15 protein-coding genes and 1 pseudogene are annotated in these 17193 nt (G+C 63.0%); 3 read left to right on the forward strand and 13 right to left on the reverse strand.

What is annotated here, in order from left to right:
* Positions 1 to 149: 149 nt before the first annotated feature.
* The 4 genes from uvrB to BP737_RS06435 all read right to left on the reverse strand — a co-directional run bounded on the left by uvrB (position 150) and on the right by BP737_RS06435 (position 7022).
* On the reverse strand, positions 150 to 2075 hold the full coding sequence (uvrB, locus tag BP737_RS06420) for an excinuclease ABC subunit UvrB (protein ID WP_292407461.1): 1926 nt from the start codon (positions 2073 to 2075) through the stop codon (positions 150 to 152).
* Positions 2072 to 3622, reverse strand: coding sequence for an excinuclease ABC subunit UvrC (uvrC, locus tag BP737_RS06425; RefSeq protein ID WP_292407463.1), 1551 nt, complete (start codon positions 3620 to 3622; stop codon positions 2072 to 2074). The genes uvrB and uvrC overlap by 4 nt, the downstream gene beginning before the upstream one ends.
* A complete protein-coding gene (uvrA, locus tag BP737_RS06430; protein WP_292407466.1) occupies positions 3619 to 6423 on the reverse strand; it encodes an excinuclease ABC subunit UvrA in 2805 nt (934 codons plus the stop codon). Before uvrA ends, uvrC begins: the two co-directional genes overlap by 4 nt.
* A gap of 143 nt (positions 6424 to 6566) precedes the next feature.
* A complete protein-coding gene (locus tag BP737_RS06435) occupies positions 6567 to 7022 on the reverse strand; it encodes a ferritin-like domain-containing protein (protein ID WP_292407468.1) in 456 nt (151 codons plus the stop codon).
* Between the two features lie 332 nt (positions 7023 to 7354).
* Here BP737_RS06435 and BP737_RS06440 point away from each other — a divergent pair, with 332 nt between their 5' ends.
* Positions 7355 to 8053 (forward strand): DUF5591 domain-containing protein, encoded by a 699-nt coding sequence (locus BP737_RS06440; RefSeq protein ID WP_292407471.1) that lies wholly within the window; start codon positions 7355 to 7357, stop codon positions 8051 to 8053.
* A 57-nt stretch (positions 8054 to 8110) separates the two neighbouring features.
* Here BP737_RS06440 and rbcL read toward each other — a convergent pair whose 3' ends face one another.
* Positions 8111 to 9403 (reverse strand): type III ribulose-bisphosphate carboxylase, encoded by a 1293-nt coding sequence (gene rbcL, locus BP737_RS06445; protein ID WP_292407474.1) that lies wholly within the window; start codon positions 9401 to 9403, stop codon positions 8111 to 8113.
* A gap of 110 nt (positions 9404 to 9513) precedes the next feature.
* Between rbcL and BP737_RS06450 the strand changes: the two genes are divergently transcribed.
* On the forward strand, positions 9514 to 10398 hold the full coding sequence (locus BP737_RS06450) for an alpha/beta hydrolase family protein (protein ID WP_292407477.1): 885 nt from the start codon (positions 9514 to 9516) through the stop codon (positions 10396 to 10398).
* A gap of 152 nt (positions 10399 to 10550) precedes the next feature.
* On the opposite strand, the gene BP737_RS06455 is transcribed toward BP737_RS06450, so the two are convergent.
* The 6 genes from BP737_RS06455 to BP737_RS06480 all read right to left on the reverse strand — a co-directional run bounded on the left by BP737_RS06455 (position 10551) and on the right by BP737_RS06480 (position 13848).
* The gene (locus tag BP737_RS06455; protein WP_292407480.1) at positions 10551 to 10883 is read right to left on the reverse strand and encodes a hypothetical protein; all 333 of its coding nucleotides are present in this window, start codon (positions 10881 to 10883) and stop codon (positions 10551 to 10553) included.
* A 1-nt stretch (position 10884) separates the two neighbouring features.
* Complete coding sequence (locus BP737_RS06460; protein ID WP_292407483.1) at positions 10885 to 11190, reverse strand: ArsR/SmtB family transcription factor; 306 nt, start codon at positions 11188 to 11190, stop codon at positions 10885 to 10887.
* A 120-nt stretch (positions 11191 to 11310) separates the two neighbouring features.
* Entirely contained in the window at positions 11311 to 11967 is a 657-nt protein-coding gene (locus tag BP737_RS06465) for a TfuA-related McrA-glycine thioamidation protein (protein WP_292407486.1), read from the reverse strand.
* Complete coding sequence (locus BP737_RS06470; protein ID WP_292407488.1) at positions 11927 to 13141, reverse strand: YcaO-related McrA-glycine thioamidation protein; 1215 nt, start codon at positions 13139 to 13141, stop codon at positions 11927 to 11929. Before BP737_RS06470 ends, BP737_RS06465 begins: the two co-directional genes overlap by 41 nt.
* The gene (locus BP737_RS06475; protein ID WP_292407491.1) at positions 13138 to 13554 is read right to left on the reverse strand and encodes a molybdenum cofactor biosynthesis protein MoaE; all 417 of its coding nucleotides are present in this window, start codon (positions 13552 to 13554) and stop codon (positions 13138 to 13140) included. Before BP737_RS06475 ends, BP737_RS06470 begins: the two co-directional genes overlap by 4 nt.
* 15 nt (positions 13555 to 13569) lie before the next feature.
* Positions 13570 to 13848, reverse strand: coding sequence for a ubiquitin-like small modifier protein 1 (locus BP737_RS06480; protein WP_292407494.1), 279 nt, complete (start codon positions 13846 to 13848; stop codon positions 13570 to 13572).
* 352 nt (positions 13849 to 14200) lie between these two features.
* Between BP737_RS06480 and BP737_RS06485 the strand changes: the two genes are divergently transcribed.
* Positions 14201 to 15229, forward strand: a complete 1029-nt coding sequence (locus BP737_RS06485; RefSeq protein WP_292407497.1) for a GNAT family N-acetyltransferase — start codon at positions 14201 to 14203, stop codon at positions 15227 to 15229.
* A gap of 47 nt (positions 15230 to 15276) precedes the next feature.
* Here the strand turns inward: BP737_RS06485 and BP737_RS06490 are convergent, their stop codons facing one another.
* Together BP737_RS06490 and BP737_RS06495 are read right to left on the reverse strand one after the other, a co-directional pair.
* Positions 15277 to 16713, reverse strand: coding sequence for an NEW3 domain-containing protein (locus BP737_RS06490; protein ID WP_292407499.1), 1437 nt, complete (start codon positions 16711 to 16713; stop codon positions 15277 to 15279).
* Between the two features lie 4 nt (positions 16714 to 16717).
* Positions 16718 to 17193: pseudogene (locus BP737_RS06495) on the reverse strand (ABC transporter permease); the annotation flags it as partial.

A 17193-nucleotide genomic window follows, 5' to 3' on the forward strand; every position in this document is an offset into this window, starting at 1 on the left:
CCCCTCCCCTATCCCCACCCCCTAATGGCGAATCCTCCACGGTCCACTGCATCCGGCTTTCCCGGTGTCCTGGCGATTCTATCCTCCGGGGAAAGTCCGGAGGGCGCACTCCTCCCCGTTGCCCTCATCCGGGAAAAATTCGCAAATTCTTATCGCCGCCCCTCCTGCAGCCTCTTGATCGTATCCCGGAGCGCAATCGCCCGTTCGAAATCCAGGCGTTCCGCAGCGTCCCGCATCTCGGCCTCGAGCTCGATGACCACGTTCGGGATCTCCGATCTCGGGACGTGCTTTATATCGGTGATATCGACTTCCTTCTCCTGGATAGGCTTCTTGATCGTCTGCGGCGTGATGCCGTGCCGGGCGTTGTATTCGAGCTGCATCGTGCGCCGCCGCCCGGTCTCGGCAAGCGCCTTCTTGATAGAGTCGGTCATCGTATCGGCGTAGAGCACGACCTTCGCGTTTGCGTTCCGGGCGGCCCGCCCGATGGTCTGGATCAGGCTCCTGGCGTCGCGGAGGAACCCCTCCTTATCGGCGTCGAGAATCCCCACGAACCCGACCTCCGGGATGTCGAGGCCCTCCCGCAGGAGGTTGATCCCGACAAGGACGTCGTATTTGCCGAGGCGGAGCTGACGGATGATCTCGGTCCGCTCGAGGGTATCGATCTCGGAATGAAGGTAGCGGGTCTTGATCCCCTGGTCGGCAAGGTATTCCGAGAGTTCTTCAGCGAGCCGTTTTGTGAGCGTCGTCAGCAGCACCCGGTCGCCGCGGTCGATGGTGGCGCGGATCTCGGCGATAACGTTCGGGATCTGGCCCTCGATCGGCCGGACCTCGACCGCCGGGTCCACGAGCCCCGTCGGCCGGATGATCTGCTCCGCGACGCTTGAACGCCGGAGTTCGTAGTCCCCGGGGGTCGCCGAGACGAAGATGACGTTTCGCATGTAGCCCGAGAACTCGTCGAACTTCAGCGGCCGGTTGTCGAACGCCGACGGGAGCCGGAACCCGTAGTCCACGAGGGACTTCTTCCGCGAGTAGTCGCCGTGGTACATGCCGCGGACCTGGGGCAGGGTCTGGTGGCTCTCGTCGATCACCATCAGGAAGTCCTCCGGGAAGTAGTCCAGCAGGCAGTACGGCTTCTCCCCGGCCTTTCTTCCGTCGAAGTGGCGGGAGTAGTTCTCGATTCCCTTGCAGGTCCCGGTCTCCCGGATCATATCGACGTCGTAGAGGGTCCGCTGCCGCAGACGGTGCGCCTCGATCATGCCGAGGCCCGGGAGCCATTCTTCGAGTTCCTGCTCGATGGAGGCTATCGCCCGCTCCTTCTCCTCCTCCGGGACGACGAAGTGCCGGGCCGGGTAGACGAAGAAATAGTCCATCGACTCAAGCCGCCGGCCGGAGACCTTATCGATCTCGCTTATCCGGTCGACCTCGTCTCCGAAGAGCTCGATACGGATGATGTTGTTGAAGTAGCCGGGGACAAGGTCGATGGTGTCGCCGCGAGCCCGGAACCGGCCTGGTGCAAGTTCCATCTCGTTTCGCTCGAACTGGATATCGACGAGGTGCCGGATGATATCGTCCCGCCGCATCCGGTCCCGGACCTTCACCTCGAACCCCATCCCCCGGAAGTTCGCGGGGTTCCCGAGGCCGTAGATGCAGGAGACCGAGGCGACCACGATGGTGTCGGGGCGGGAGAGCAGCGATGCCGTGGCCGCAAGCCGCATCTGCTCGATCTTCGGGTTGATCTGGGCGTCTTTTTCGATGTAGAGGTCGCGCTTTGCAATGTAGGACTCTGGCTGGTAGTAGTCGTAGTAGGAGACGAAGTACTCCACCCGGTTCTCCGGGAAGAACGACCGAAACTCGTTGTAGAGCTGGGCCGCGAGGGTCTTGTTGTGCGCGATGACAAGGGTGGGCTTCTGGACCGCCTCGACGACGTTTGCTATCGTGAAGGTCTTTCCCGACCCCGTGACGCCGAGGAGGGTCTGGAACCGCTCGCCGCGCGAAAGCCCGGCGGTGAGTTGCCGGATCGCTTCGGGCTGCGAGCCCCGGGGCGCAAAGTCTGCCTTAAGTTGAAATGCCGTCATGGTCTCACCGTCTTCTTCCGGAGGGTTCTGTGGTAGGTGATCGCGAACCGGTGCGCCTCGTCGCGGATCTCCTGGATGAAGAGTGACGCCTTCTCATGCCGGTCAAGCGGCAGGGGCCACGAGAAGCCCGGCACGAAGACTTCCTCCTCGCGCTTGGCGATGGCCGCAATCGGAGCCTTGATCCCGAGTTCTTCGAGCACCGCACAGGCCGCCGCAAGCTGCCCCTTCCCGCCGTCGATGAGGATCAGGTCGGGGAGGTCGCCGCCCTCCTTCTGCAGCCGCGTATAGCGCCGGCGGACCACCTCGGCGATGGCGGCGAAGTCGTCGACGCCTTCGACCGTCCGTATCCGGAACCGCCGGTAGTTCCGCTTATCGGGCTTCCCCCGGAGGAACCGGACCATCGAACCCACCATTGCCGTCCCGGAGAGGTGGGAGATATCGAAGCACTCGATCGCGACGGGAAGAGACGGGAGGTGCAGGCGGCGTTTCAGTTCGTCCAGTTTGATCCGGTCGCCGAAGAAGGCGATCTCGACGTTCTTTCGGACAAGGTCGAGCAGGTTCTTCTTCTCTCCCCGTTGCGGAACGACCACCCGGACCCTGCCGCCCCGGAGGTGGGAGAGGTAGGCCACGACCGCATCGTCCACGGGCGTAGGCAGGATCACCTCCTCCGGGGGGTCGTGGTCCGCGTAGTAGCGGGCGAGGAACTCCTCGAGGAACCCGTCCGTCTCGTCGAAAGTATACTCGTGCTTCCCCGAGAGCGTTCCCCGGTCGACGTTGAAGAGCATGAGGGAGACGGTCCCTTCGCTTGCGATATAGTTGACGATATCCTCATTATACGCCTTCTGCCGGTCCACATGCTGGCGCTCCCGCAGCCCCTCGAGGGCCGCGATCTGGTCGCGGCGTTCCATCGCCCGCTCGTACTCCTGCCGCTTTGCGGAAGCCGTCATCTCCTCACGGAGCGTCCGGATGAGCCCGGCGATATCCCCCTTCAGGACCGCCTCGGCCCTCCGGACCCGCTCCCGGTAGTCGTCTTCGCCGATGGCCCCGGTGCAGGGGGCGCTGCACGAGCCGATGTGGGCCCGGAGACATGCCCGCCGGGGGAGGCGCCTGCAGGAGCGGAGGCCGAAGAGCGATTTCAAGAGGCGGAGAAGGTCGTCGCGCTCCCGCGCGGAGACGAACGGGCCGTAGTACCGGCCGTTTCCATCGGGCCCCCGGGCGACGTGGACCCGCGGGTAGGGCTCGTCGGTGACGTGGATGTAGGCGTAACTCTTCGCGTCCTTGAGGTCGATGTTGTACTTCGGCTGGTGCTTCTTGATCAGCGTGTTCTCAAGAATGAACGCCTCGACCTCGGTGTCGGTGACGATGAAGTCGAGCCCGGCGATGGCGGCGACGAGGCTCTGGGTCTTCGGGTCGAGGTCGTGCCGGGAGAAGTAACTCGAGACCCGACGTTTCAGGTTCTTTGCCTTTCCGACGTAGATGATGGTGCCCTCATCGTCGGAGAAGAGGTAGCACCCGGGTTCGGCAGGGAGACTCTGGAGGTCGATCATGGTTTCTTGAGTATCTCTTTCAGGAACGCCCCGGTGTAACTCTCATCGACCGCCGCCACCTCCTCCGGAGTTCCCGTCGCGACGATCTCGCCGCCGGCGTCCCCGCCTTCGGGGCCGAGGTCGATGATGTAGTCGGCGGACTTGATGACGTCCAGGTTGTGCTCGATCACCACCATCGTGTTCCCCCGGGCCACCAGGTCGTCGAGGACCGCGATCAGGTTCTTCACGTCGTGGAAATGGAGGCCGGTCGTCGGTTCGTCGAGGAGGTAGATCGTCTTCCCCGTGGCCCGCTTTGAGAGTTCGCGGGTCAGTTTGATCCGCTGCGCTTCGCCGCCCGAGAGGGTGGTGGAACTCTGGCCGAGTTTGATGTAGCCGAGCCCCACCCGCACAAGCGTCTCGAGCCGGTTTCTGATGGAGGGGACGTTCTCGAAGAGGGCAAGCGCCTCCTCGACGCTCATGTCCAGGACATCGGCGATGGACCGGCCCCGGTACTTCACCTCCAGGGTCTCGTGGTTGTAGCGGGCCCCCTTGCACTCCTCGCACTCGACGTAGACGTCGGGGAGGAAGTTCATCTCGATCTTGATGAGCCCTTCGCCCTGGCAGGCCTCGCACCGCCCGCCTTTGGTGTTGAACGAGAACCGGCCGGGCTTGTAGCCCCGGACCTTCGCCTCTTTCGTCTCGGCAAAGACCTTCCTGATATCGTCGAAGACCTTGGTGTAGGTCGCCGGGTTCGAGCGCGGCGTCCGCCCGATTGGGCTCTGGTCGATGACGATCACCCGGTCGATCTCAGCGTCGAGCGCAAGGTCCTCGTACTCCGCCGGAGTCTCCTTTGAGTAATACAGCCGTTGCATCAGCGCCCGGTAGAGCGTCTCGTAGATGAGCGTGGACTTTCCCGACCCTGAGACCCCGGTGACGACCGTCAGGACGCCTATGGGGATGGCGACATCGATACTTTTTAAGTTGTTTCCCCGGCAGCCCGTAAGGCGGATGAACCGGTCGCTCCGTCGGCGGGAGGCGGGGACCTCGATCTTGAGGTCGCCGGAGAGATACCGGCCCGTGATCGAGGCCGGGTTTCTCGCGATGGCGTCGGGCGGCCCTTCGGCGACGACGTCGCCGCCGTGAAGCCCGGCCCCCGGGCCCATGTCCACGACCCAGTCGGCGCTCCGGATCGTCTCCTCGTCGTGCTCCACCACGACGAGGGTGTTGCCGAGGTCGCGGAGGTGCTGCAGGGTCTCGAGGAGTTTCCGGTTATCCCGCTGGTGCAGCCCGATGGAGGGTTCGTCGAGGACGTAGAGGACTCCCGTCAGGTTCGACCCGATCTGCGTTGCAAGGCGTATCCTCTGCGCTTCCCCGCCCGAGAGGCTCCCGGCGCTCCGCGAGAGGGTCAGGTAGCCGACCCCGACCTGGTCCAGGAACTCAAGCCGGGCGATGATCTCTTTTAAAACCTGCTTTGCAATCTCGCGCTGGCTCGCCGTGAGGTCCAGGGTCCGGAAGAACGCGAGCGCATCCGTGATGGAGAGGTCGGTGACCTCGACGATGGACCTCCCCGCCACCTTCACGGCGAGCACCTTCTCTTTGAGCCGTTTGCCCCCGCACTTCGGGCAGGGGAGGACCCGCATGAATTTTTCGAGCTCGTGGCGGCGGTACTCAGACTGCGTCTGGCGGTAGAGCCGCTCGGACTGCGGGACGAGGCCCTCCCATGCTCCGGAATGCGACCACGCGTCCCCGTTCTTCATCTGCATGGAGATGCGAAGCTGCTCCGGCGACCCGAACATCAGCGCCTGATACTGCCGTTCGGTGAGGTCCTTGATCGGCGTTAAGACCGAGAACCCGAAGTGCTTTGCGACGGCGCTGAGGTACTGGTTGCGGTAGCCGTCGAGGAAGTTCCGGTAGAGCGCGACGGCGCCGTCGGCGATGGACTTGGTCCGGTCCGGGATGATCAGGTCGGGGTCGAACTCCATCCTGATGCCGAGGCCGTTGCACGCCTCACAGGCGCCGAACGGGCTGTTGAAGGAGAACATCCGGGGCTGGAGTTCCTCGAACGCGATCCCGCAGACCGGGCAGGCCATGAGCGACGAGCAGGTCTCCTCGCGCCCATCGGCGTCGACGGCGATGACGAGGCCCCCGGACTTTGCAAGGGCGTTCTCGATCGCTTCAACGAGTCTCGAGCGCTCGTCGACGGACAGCCGGTCGACGACCACCTCGATGTCGTGCTTCCGGTAGCGGTCGAGGGCGATCTCCTCGTCGGTCCGCCGGGTCTCGCCGTCGACCCGGACCCGGGTATAGCCTTCACGGTCGAGGTCTTTGAAGAGTTGCTGGTAGGTCCCCTTCTTCTGCCGGACGACCGGGGCGAGGATGGTGACGGTCCCGGTCATGACGGAGGCGATACGATCGGCAATCCTCTCCGGCGACTGGGCCTCGATGGGGATGTGGTGCTCCGGGCAGAACGGCGTCCCTATCCGGGCAAAGAGAAGCCGGAGGTAGTCGTAGATCTCGGTGACCGTGCCGACGGTGCTCCGGGGATTTTTGGACGTCGTCTTCTGCTCGATGGAGATGGCGGGCGAGAGTCCGTCGATGCTGTCGACGTCCGGTTTTCGCATCAGTCCGAGGAACTGCCGTGCGTAGGCGGAGAGCGACTCCACGTAGCGCCGCTGCCCTTCGGCGTAGATGGTGTCGAATGCAAGCGTGGATTTTCCCGACCCGGATACGCCGGTGAGGACGATGAGCCGGTCTCGCGGGAGTTCGACGGTGATGTCGTTGAGGTTGTGCTCCCGCGCCCCCTTGATGACGATCTTCTTCATTGGTGCGTGCTGGATCTGTTTGTATTCTTACCTCATAGCCGTTTGCCGACCCCTACTTTTAAATGGAATGGATGACGCGAGACCCGAACCAGGCCCGCCTTACGAAGGAGAGAGAAAGCGAGAGTGTTGTGAGGCGGTGGTGATTACCACGCCTCAGGATACGCCATATTCGTATAGATGTCTTCGAGCCGGGCCTTGTGTCCCTTCTCCATGTTTGCGAGCTGCTCAAAGACCATCTTCTGTCCTGCATCCGCAGAGGCTGCGGCAAGCCGGGTATACATCTGGGCCGCCTCCAGTTCCTTCTTGATGGCGAGGAGCAGACCGTCGAGCGGCTTCATGTCGACCGAGAGCGCAGGCTCGTCCATGGCGTCGGTGACCTTGTAGTCGCGGGCCGCTATAAAGTGCATCTCTTTAGCGCCGCGGACCAGCAGGCCCTGCAGGTACTCCCGGTGGCCCTTCTCTTCGTTGGCCAGGTCAAGGAAGAGCGTCTTCAGGCTTGCATCCTTTACCCTCTCGGACACCGACTTGTAGAAGGTGTACGACTCAACTTCGCTATCGATAGCGAATGTAATGATCTTCTGGAAGTCTTCGGAATCCATAGCTGATTTCTCCTTGTTCTTTCTGCAGCCTTCCGGTTTGAGGAGGGGCCACATAATTTGTTCGTATATGGGTGAACAATAAAGTATTGCCGGTTTGGCATATATGTTTTCTCTTTTGATCCCTGCAGGAAATCCAGATAGGAGGACTCCGGCAATCGGGTTCCGATGGATACCCCGTTAAATGGCGGGATCTGAGTAAGAGGAGGTATCATGGCATTGTTTTCAGTGCCGGGGCCGTTCGCAGGGAGACCGATTCGCCCCGATAGAACCGATCGGATCACGTCGGTTTTTTGCCCTTTCCCGTCCAACTTTTCATCCGGAGGATCGGGGCAGTGGAGAGAAGGAGCACGGATGCTTCCCCGCGGGTCGTCGAGGTCGTGCAGGACCGGCACGGGGAGCGGATCGAGATATTCGACCCCCCGTTTTACCGGAAGGAGTTTGAGGACGCATACCGGTTCATCATCGATGAATATCGGGTAGCACCAAAGGAGATCGGCCTCTTCCTCCCCTGCAGCGTGCGGAAACCCTACAGCCAGAGCCCGAGCCACAAACTCTTCCGGCGGATAATCGACGGCGTCCTGGACCCAGAAGACTACCATATCGTCATATTCGGCACCTGCGGGACCGTCCCCGCGGAACTCGAGTGCATGTACCCTTACCAGAACTACCACTACATGCTCGGCAAGACCACGGACGAGCGTATCCGGCGGGATTTCCACCGGATCGAGGTCTACCGGCTGACGGGCTACCTCGAGAAGACACGGGACACCTACCGGCAACGGCTCGCCTACTGCATCGGGCCGTTCCGGAAGGCAATGGTGGAAGCGTCGGAGAAGACCGGGGTCGCCGTCGACCTGCTCCCCTCCGACCCGATGATCGAGCGGCTCTACGATATCGACTGCCCGTTCCCGGAGGGCAGCCTCTCGATGCAGGGCTACATCGATGAGTTCCGGGAGGGGCTCGTGCGACTCGCCGGGGCGGCGCGGCGGGGTAGGGAGGGACCTCCCGACGGGATGCCGCCGGGGAGTTGAGAAACATGCCCCTCTTCCCGCACCCGGGCGGTTCCGCGAGATCGTCGGGATACGGCTTCACTTCGGCTTATAATACCCCCACTTCTCCAGCGCCTCCCTGAGTTCCGGAGCCTTCTTTGCCTTCTCGTCGAGGGTCTCGCCGTCCTTCCAGGCTTCCATCGCCTGCATGACGGCCTTTGCACCCGCCCGCGTGCCCTTCGGGTGGCCGTGGATGCCGCCGCTGACGAGGAGGACGAGTTCGGTGCCGTAGATATCGAGCACGTCCGGAACCAGGCCGGGGTGGAGCCCGCCCGACGAGACGGGAAACGCGCTCTTGATCGCGCCCCAGTCCTGGTCGAGGGCCATGTGCTCCACCGCATTCGTATGCTTCTCCCGGAGCACATCGGCAAGCACGGTGGCCTCCGCCCGCGTGCCGACCAGTTTTCCGACCGCGGTCCCGGTGTGGATCTGCGAGACGCCGATAAGGCGCATGATCTTCGCGAGGAACTGCATCGTGATCCCGTGCTTTGCGTCCCGGTCGAAGGCCGCATGCATCGCCCGGTGGGCGTGGATGGCAAGCCCGAGGTCGGAACAGTAGTCCCGAAGGGTCGCAACGGCGGAGGTTCCGGCGACCACGACGTCGATCATCGCGTAGTTCCAGCCGTTGTCCGCAAGCATCTGCGCCCGCTTCTTCATCGTCTCCGTCTCGGCCGTGATGTTGATGAACGCGGACTTCACGTCGCCGGTCTCCCGCTCGGCCCGGTCCCGCATCTTCGTCATTGCCCGAACACGGTCCTCGAACCGGTTGAACGAGAGGGACGTCAGGTTCTCGTCGTCCTTCACGAAGTCGAACCCACCCATCCAGGTCTCGTACGCGACCTGTGCATGCTCTTCCGCCGTGAAGCCGACCTTGGGCTTCGGGACCGCTCCCGTGAGCGGTCTGCCGTGCACTTTCATCATGTCCCGGATGCCCTCCATTCCGAAGTGCGGTCCCGCAAAATGCCGGATGTATTCGGCCGGAAGTGCGGCATCGATCAGCCGGAGGTCGCTAAGCGCTTTCATGCCGAAGACATTCCCGGCGATGCCGCTCAGGAGCTGGGCAGCGTTCCCCTCCTCCCAGAGGCCGAGGGGATAGGCGATCTTGACGTAGTTCCCCTCGATCGAGAACGCCTTCGCCTGGAGGTCCCGCATCCGGGGCGGCATGGTAAAGAGCGTGGTCCAGGTCCCGGTCGAACTCTCCGAGGCGACCCTCCCGACCGCCTCCTCCTTGCTGATCCCCGCTGCCGGTTCGAAGTAGTAAAGGGCTACAAGTTCGTCCGGGCCGGGGGTGTGGTCAAGGTCAACAAACTCATTGTACCAGTCAATCGCCATAGTCTCACCTCTGAAAGGATGGGTGCCCGGGTAGAAAAACCTTCCATTCGGGGTAGAGCAGCCGCCGGGTTTATCTGTCTCTGCGCGAGGAAGAGATCGGAAGGTGCAGCATGGATAACTCCACCGAAGATCTGCGGTCTCTCTTCGACTACGACGCAGGGAAACCGGTTGATGTCAGGATGACCGGTACCGACGCGGCGATCCGCGACCTGGAGTACCGGGCCGCCCCGGAGCGATGGGTCCGCGCCTACCTGGTGAAGCCGGTCCCCGGTCCGTCTCAATCCGCCGCCGTCATCTTCCTCCACCCGGCGCCGGGGAGCCGGACCACGTTTCTCGGCGAAGCCATGACCCTTGCCAGGATGGGGGCGGTCTCCCTGCTGGTCGACGCTCCCTGGGCCGGCGACGGGGCCGCGGCCTGGGGCCGGGCTCTTGCGGACCCGGAAGGCGCCGTGCGGGAGCACCTGCAGACGGTGATCGGCCTCCGCCGGGGGATCGATCTCCTCGCAGCGCGGCCGGATATCGACCCGGACCGGATCGGGTTTGTGGGCCATAGCATGGGTGCGCTCATAGGTGCGGTGCTCGCCGGCGTCGAGGAGCGGCTCGCGGCCGCCGTCCTGATGGCGGGCACCGGGAGGTTTGCCGATGTCGCCGTCCTGAACATGCCCGCCCTCCGGGGCGAGAACCTCGCGCGGTATCGCCGGACGCTCGCGGAGATCGATCCGGCCGCCTGGGTCGGCCGGGCCGCCCCCACCGCTCTCCTCTTTGAGTCCGGCCTCCGGGATGAGTTCGTCACCGAGGAGCAGTCCCGTGAGTTCTTCGAGCGGGCGGGGAGCCCGAAGTCGCTCAAGTGGTACGACGCGGGCCACAGCCTGAACGATGAAGCCCGCCGCGACCGTATCGCGTGGCTGGGTGAACACCTCTCGTTAGACGGACGGGGCACGGCCGGTACCGCAGCCCACGATATTACGAATGAAAAAATATATCATAATTGGTAAAATTATTATAGATCAAACTCATACTGATATGTGGCCAGGCATCACCCGTGGCAGGACCATGCCTGGACCCGAGCCTCTCTCTGGCGTGTTACTGCACGTCCCTCAGAATACCACACATTTTTTTACCGACCGACCGACCCCTCCGGGACGAATTACTCCGGAATCTCGTTCAAGACCTTCTCGATCCGGTCCACCTTTGCCTCGATCCGGTCCAGCGACTGCCGCAGAGCCTGCAGTTCGGCATCGGCACCCTTCCGGCCCGCCATACTCGCCACCTGCCCCTCGATCCACTCCTTGAGCCGCACAATAATGATGAAGAGCAGCGTCAGGACAGCAAGCTGTATGATAACAAAGAAGGACCCGGCGAGCATGGTATTCCAGAACTCTGAACCGCCAATTGCGCCGGCGAGAAGGCTGATCACGAGCAGTGCGATGACGGCGCCCCACAGCGCCTTCAGAAAGAGTTTCCATCGTTCCTGTTGCATCTTACGACCTCTTCAATGACAGAATCACGTTCAGGTCCAGCTCAAGCTCGAACGGCACCGCCCGGTAGCACCTCCGGAGGTACGGCGGTTCGTCCGACGACCTGCTGATCCCCTCCGCGAGCCCGAACTTTTCGAGCTGCCGCAGGTATATCGCGACCAGCGGCCGCGATAGTCCGAGTTCTTCGGCGATCTCGCGGGCGTACTTCTCCTCGGTCGCGATTGCCCGGAGTATGGCGAGCCGCTGCTCGTTCCCGAGCAGAGAAAAGAGGCGCGCAAGTTCGGGAAGGGTACTGAAAGATAATGTCAACAGATGTTTGTTATTTTTTACACATATGAACGTTACGATAGAGGATCACGTAATTGCCGGCAATCCGGAGAAAGGGAGAGAGCAAAGAGCCGCTCAACCATAGAGGGAACCGACGCTTCGCTACGGCATCTTTTTGGCGAGGTCTCTGATGTATTCAAGAGCCATCAGTGCGTCCTCGCGCTTCCGGTCGACGGCATGCTCACCGGCAAACGCCAAAAAACGGGCGAGTTCTTCCGGGTCCGCCTTCCCTTCCGCCGCCTCGACGACCGCATCGTAGGTCCGCTCCGGGAAGTAGAGCCCCCGGGCCGCGGCAAGGAGCGCACCGGCCGTATCGGCGTCGATCACCCCGCACGAGAATGCCTGCTGCAGGGTCGCCCGGATGTTCACGAGCGGCTCGGAGAGCGGCACGAATGTCTCCGGGTCGAAGAGGAGCGCCACTTCGTCGTCGGCGACGAACCTCCCTTCCCGGTAGGCCCGGTAGATCTCCCCAACGCCCTCCATCCCGAGGCTGTCGAGTTCCGCGGCCCGGAGCGCTCCCATACTGGAGGCGCCGACGACCCGCACCCCGGCCCGGAGCGCGGCGAGAACCTCCCGGTGGGCGACGGCGCAGTCCTGGAAGAAGACGCCGTCGATGAGCCCGACGATCCGGGCCCCGTCGTCCACGGCCCGGGTTATATCGCCACGCTTTGCCGGCGGGCGGTAATCGGCGTCCAGGACCGCTCGGGCGGTCGCGCGGTCACAGCTGGGACCGAGGAAGACGACGACTCCGCGCGTCATGGCACCTCCTCCCCATCCGGTCCTGGTCCATTGCGTACATCTCCAGCCCCGGCACGATCACCCGGACGACCGGGATGCCGATCTCCGGCCGGGTGAGGTCGACCACGATCACCCGGGAGAGACCGGCCGCACCGAGCCGGTCGGTGACGCGGCGGATGTCGGTGAGGAAGTCGTCGCTGTCAAACGACGGCAGGGCCGAAAATTCGACCGTCCCGTTCTCCGCGAACCAGTGCCGGTTCAGCCGTTTCGTCCGCTCATAGCCGATCCGCTTCCTGACGTCCGCCGTATCGGTATCCTCCCGTGCGCCGTGGATCTGGGTCAGCCGGCTCTGGGCGACCTCCGTGAGCGCCCGGAGGACCGCTATCCCGGCGCTCGTGTGCGACCCCATGCCGATCGTGAGGAGCGTCGGGTCCTTGAGGACCACGTCGTCGGCAACCGCGGCCACAGTGGGGACGCCGATGTCGCTCCTGATGTCCTTGAGGGTGACCTCGACGCCGGCGGCCGCGAACTTCGCGAGCAGGTCGGCGGCGAGCCCATCGGCGATCCCACCGATCCGGGGGCCGGTGTTCCGGGTCGCCTCCACAAGCGACCAGGAATCGCGCTCGACGACCTCCATCAGGGCGTGGAAGGTCGCCTCTTCGGGGGTGTTGCCCGACGCGAGCCCGTTGGTGTTGGTCCGAAAGAGGCGGCCGTAGGTCGCCGGCAGGGGATGAAAGACCGCATGAGCCGGGACGAGCACCTCTTCATCCTGCACGATATCGTAGCCCTCCACCCAGGGAACCGCCATATCGGCCGGGACCCGTTCGGGGAGGATCAGGTCCGCCGGGTCGAGCGCCGTCTGCCGGGCCGAGACCTCGCTGTACCTCCCGACGACGGTCTCCCGGTCGCCAATCTCGCCCGAATAGCGCTCGAGCCCCTCCATCACCGCCGAGACTTCAGCCTCGATCGGGGTGGCGCCTTTGCCGTTGTAGACCGATATCGCGCCCGCCTCGGCGGTCGGCCGGATGCTTGAGAAGACCGGGATCCCGATCCGGTCGAGGTTCGTGATGTCGGCGACCCGGGTGATCCCCGCCGCCGGGAGGCGCGCCCGCGCCCGGCGGAGCGTCTCCTCGGGTGGGACCGTGCGCTGGGTCTCTTTTGCGTAGGCCTTCCGGCACGACTGCAGCCGGATCATGCGTCGCCCCCGGACGATTCGCCCGGAACCCAGCGCTCCCCGTCTTTCCCGATCTCTTTCTTCCAGATCGGCACGCTCTGCTTGATCCGCTCGATGACATACTCGCAGGCGCGAAACGCCTCCTTCCGATGACCGGCGCCGACGACGATGAGAAGGATGTTCTCCCCGACCCGGAGCCTTCCTACCCGGTGGATGACCTCAACGGCCTCGACCGGGAACTTCTCAAACGCCTCGTCCCGGATTGCCGTGAGTTCCTTCGCCGCAACGTCCTCATAGGCCTCAAGTTCCATCTCCTCGGTCCCGTCGTCGTCCCGGACGACGCCGAGAAAGGTGACCAGGGCGCCCATATCGGGCCGCTTCACCCGGCCGATCACGGCGTTTACGTCGAAATCCTCTCTGGTTACGCTGATCATGCTTGACAACCCCCGTTATCCGCCCGCCACCGGCGGGAAGAGGGCGACCTCGTCCCCGTCGGCAAGGGTGAGCGACGCGGCCTCCGCACGCCGCACGCGCCGGCCGTTGTGCATCAGTATCACGTATCCCCGGAGTTCCCCGTTCTCGTCAAAGAGCGCATTCTTTGCTTGCTCCGAAGTTGCCCCGACCGCCTCAAGCAGCCGGCTCATCGTCGCTCCCCCGGGGACCTCCAGCGTGAGGTCCCCCCCGATGGCCTCCCGCAACCGGGCAAAAACCCTGACCCGAACCTGCATTCCTCTTCTCAACTCCTCAACGCCGGTCGTTTTTCACACGCACTGCAGCCTTTACTATGCCGGAGAGCGCGTTTTGCCGCCGATAGGGGCACGGGTTCACATCCGTGAGCATCGCCGCTCGGCCCTCCGTACGTGGACGGGCCCTCTCTCTACCGGACAGATACGCAATTTATGTGGTGTCCCGGGTAATTTGAAGATTGTGATTCCATGGAGGTGCCGGGGGGAGGGGGGACCGCCCGGCCGCCCGGGCTCACGGCAACGAGAGAAACCGGTCCCCGCCGGAGAAACGTATATTAATGGTCAGGGATACTCCATCAGCGCCGGCACATACACCGGGGCATGGAGCGGGAGCATGACGATGGAGGTTATCGATGACGGGAATGTCTGGGATACGTTTGTAGACGAGAGCGCCACTGGATGTCTCTTCCATAAGTGGGAGTTTATGAAGATTACCGGGAAGCATACCGGCTTTACGTTCCTCCCCTACGGGGTCTTCAAGGGCAACGAGTTGATCTGCATCCTTCCGCTCTTCGAGAGGCAGATGCACGGGATCAGCATCCTCCTCTCCCCACCTCCCCTCCAGTCGGTGATACCGTATCTCGGGTTCGTCATGGGCCGCCGCTACGACACCGCCAAGCAGAGCAAGAAGGAGTCGATGCTCAAAGAAGTCGCGCAACAATTTGAGGACGAACTGGCGGTGCTGACCCCGAACTACCTTGCCATAACCCAGGTCCCGGGGTTCATCGACGTCCGGCAATTCCTCCGGGGGGGCTACGATACCCGGATCCACTTCTCGTACGTCATCGACCTCGAGCCGCCGCTCTCCGAGATCTGGAACGGCTTCTCCTCGAACCTTCGGACCAAGATCCGAAAAGTGGAGAAGGACGGCTACCGCCTCGAGAAAAGCACCGACCTCTCGATCTTCTACAAAACCATCGCGGAGCGGTTCAGCGAGCCGGAGATGAACATCCCGATGATCAGCCGGGCCTACTTTGAGGACCTCTACCGGGCGTATCCCGACGGCCTCGGGATCTACTACCTCTACGACGATTCCGGTGCAGTGACGGGCGTGCAGGCCACCCAGGAGTATAAGGACTTCACCCTGTGGATGGGGGCCCCAAAGCTGACCGCGACGCCCGGCAACGAGTTTCTGCAGTGGCTCCTCCTCCAGCAGGCGAAGGCGGCGGGATACCGGCGGATGGAGAACGTCGGGGCGAACAACGAGAACTTAAACCTCTTCAAAGCGAAATTCAACCCCGCGGTCACCATCTTTCTGGAGTTGAGCCGGCAGGACCTCTTCGGCAGGGTTGCCCGGTGGGCCTACAGCACCATCGCAAGCAAAGGTCCGATGAAACGAAAAGTCCTCTCGTATATCGAGTGACGGACCGGTAGTCCGAAAAAAGGAAGAAGGTCGGGGGGTCCCGGCCGTTACCGCCGGCCGTACTTGCGGAACATGTAATAGAGCCCCGCACCGACCCCGATCATCACGATGAGGCCGAACACCGCGACGTAGGACTGTTCTTTCACGACAATCCGGTACTCGTCCTCCCCTTCGGCCTGATCGCCCTTCACCTTGGAGACAATCTTGTACTCTCCGGCGACGATATCGGCCGGCGGGACCACCGTCACCTGCACCGTCGCCCGTTCGCCGGGCTCAAGGCTCGCGACCGACGCCGGGTCGACGGTCACCCGCCACCCTTCCGGTGCGCTCATGTTGACACCGAGGTTCGTCAATGTCCCTCCGGTTCCGATGTTGGAGACCGTCATATCGAACGTGAGGGTATCGCCGCGGTTGATCTCGTGGCGATAACTCTTGGCGTAGGTCCGCAGGTCGTAAGACCCCCGGAGCCGGAGCGTCAGGTTCTCTTCATACTGCCGGGCGGCGGAATCTATCACCAGCGTGACGTTGTACTCCCCGACGTCGACCGAGTAGGGCGGGATGAGATCGAGGTAGAGGGTCTTTTCCTCACCGGACGGGATGTAGATCTCCGAGATCTCCTGGGTAGCATCCTGACTCTCCTTGAACCGACCGTACCACTGCTCGGGGAGGCCCAGAACGGAGAGAGCATACGTATCGTCGTTTCTGCCGGTGTTCTTCAGGATCATCTCGTACTGCGGGTTCGTGCCGATAGACACCATCTTCGAGGGAGACTTCACCCGGATCTCGGCAAAGAAGTTCTCTTTTTCAAGCGGCACGATCCCGAGGTCGGTCTTCTGGCCGATCCGGACCTCGACGTTCTTCTTTTCCCACGGCCGGTAGCCGGGCTTCGTGACCTTGACGGTGTAGGTCCCCATCGGGGCGCCGATGGAGACCTTGCCCTCGGCGGTCGTCAGCATCCCCTCGACCTGGGTATCCTTATCATAGACGCCGATATCGGCGCCCTTCACCACGTTTCCTTCCTTGTCCACCACGGTGGCCTCGATGGTCCCGGTCTCACCGCTGTGAGTCTTCGTGACCTTGACGTAGAGCCAGATCGTCCCCTCCCCGGCGCCGACCCGGAGGGGGTACTCCCCAACCTCGGCCTGGCCGGAGGTCTCCACCACCAGCTTGACGGTCTTTGTCTCACCGGCCGGAAGCAGCATTCTGTAGACTTCGCGCTCCCCATCCTCAAACCGGATCTTCCAGCCGTCGGCGCCCCGGAAGGTCCAGTAGTTGAGGAGGCACGTCCCGGTATCTCCCTGGTTCGTGATTGCAAGGTTGAAGATGGCGGTGTCGCCCGCTTCGACCAGTTCACCGGGGAAATCGCACCGGATATCCGTCGGCAGTGTCCCTTCCTGTGGGGCCGCCGCCGCGGGTACGACCGGGGCCGCCAGGAGGAGGAGTGTGAGGAGGATGCATATACCTGACTTTCTGACTGATTTCATGATCTCACCTGATATCCATTCTCATGAACTTTACATAGGTCGCGGCGAAGAAGACCGACGGGAAGACGATGAGCGCGGCGATGTTCATCCAGACCTGGCCGAGGGCGTCGGCAAGCCCGGGCGTCTCCTCCGGCATCTCCGGACTATAGGCCGAGTATATCATCGTGGAGAGGCTGGGGTTCGTCACCGCCATCGCGACCCGGTAGTAGTTCATCTGCGGCGAGAGGATGCTTGAGACGTCGTTGATGAGTCTCAGTTTTTCATAGTAGGTTTGCAGTTCTTCTTCGTATGCCTTCCACTCAGGGTCGGTGTCTTCCTGGGGTGCCTGGGGATCGTTTACCGCGACGCTCCTCACGGCGGTAACAGATCCGCCCCCGGTGACAAAGGTCCGCGAGTAATCCACATTGGGCGGTTCGGGGGGGTCGCCTGCGAAAGCGTCTGCAGCCATCGTCCCGAGGACGGGGAGGAGCGAGGAGACGA

Origin of the sequence: Methanoculleus sp. UBA291 (genome assembly GCF_002499755.1) — an archaeon.
Lineage (GTDB): Archaea > Halobacteriota > Methanomicrobia > Methanomicrobiales > Methanoculleaceae > Methanoculleus > Methanoculleus palmolei.

Bases quoted from the DNA above. Each gene is read 5' to 3' on its own strand.
- uvrB (WP_292407461.1), bottom strand. From the start codon at position 2,075: ATGACGGCATTTCAACTTAAGGCAGACTTTGCGCCCCGGGGCTCGCAG.
- uvrC (WP_292407463.1), bottom strand. From the start codon at position 3,622: ATGATCGACCTCCAGAGTCTCCCTGCCGAACCCGGGTGCTACCTCTTC.
- uvrA (WP_292407466.1), bottom strand. From the start codon at position 6,423: ATGAAGAAGATCGTCATCAAGGGGGCGCGGGAGCACAACCTCAACGAC.
- BP737_RS06435 (WP_292407468.1), bottom strand. From the start codon at position 7,022: ATGGATTCCGAAGACTTCCAGAAGATCATTACATTCGCTATCGATAGC.
- rbcL (WP_292407474.1), bottom strand. From the start codon at position 9,403: ATGGCGATTGACTGGTACAATGAGTTTGTTGACCTTGACCACACCCCC.
- BP737_RS06450 (WP_292407477.1), top strand. From the start codon at position 9,514: ATGGATAACTCCACCGAAGATCTGCGGTCTCTCTTCGACTACGACGCA.
- BP737_RS06455 (WP_292407480.1), bottom strand. From the start codon at position 10,883: ATGCAACAGGAACGATGGAAACTCTTTCTGAAGGCGCTGTGGGGCGCC.
- BP737_RS06465 (WP_292407486.1), bottom strand. From the start codon at position 11,967: ATGACGCGCGGAGTCGTCGTCTTCCTCGGTCCCAGCTGTGACCGCGCG.
- BP737_RS06470 (WP_292407488.1), bottom strand. From the start codon at position 13,141: ATGATCCGGCTGCAGTCGTGCCGGAAGGCCTACGCAAAAGAGACCCAG.
- BP737_RS06475 (WP_292407491.1), bottom strand. From the start codon at position 13,554: ATGATCAGCGTAACCAGAGAGGATTTCGACGTAAACGCCGTGATCGGC.
- BP737_RS06480 (WP_292407494.1), bottom strand. From the start codon at position 13,848: ATGCAGGTTCGGGTCAGGGTTTTTGCCCGGTTGCGGGAGGCCATCGGG.
- BP737_RS06485 (WP_292407497.1), top strand. From the start codon at position 14,201: ATGACGATGGAGGTTATCGATGACGGGAATGTCTGGGATACGTTTGTA.
- BP737_RS06490 (WP_292407499.1), bottom strand. From the start codon at position 16,713: ATGAAATCAGTCAGAAAGTCAGGTATATGCATCCTCCTCACACTCCTC.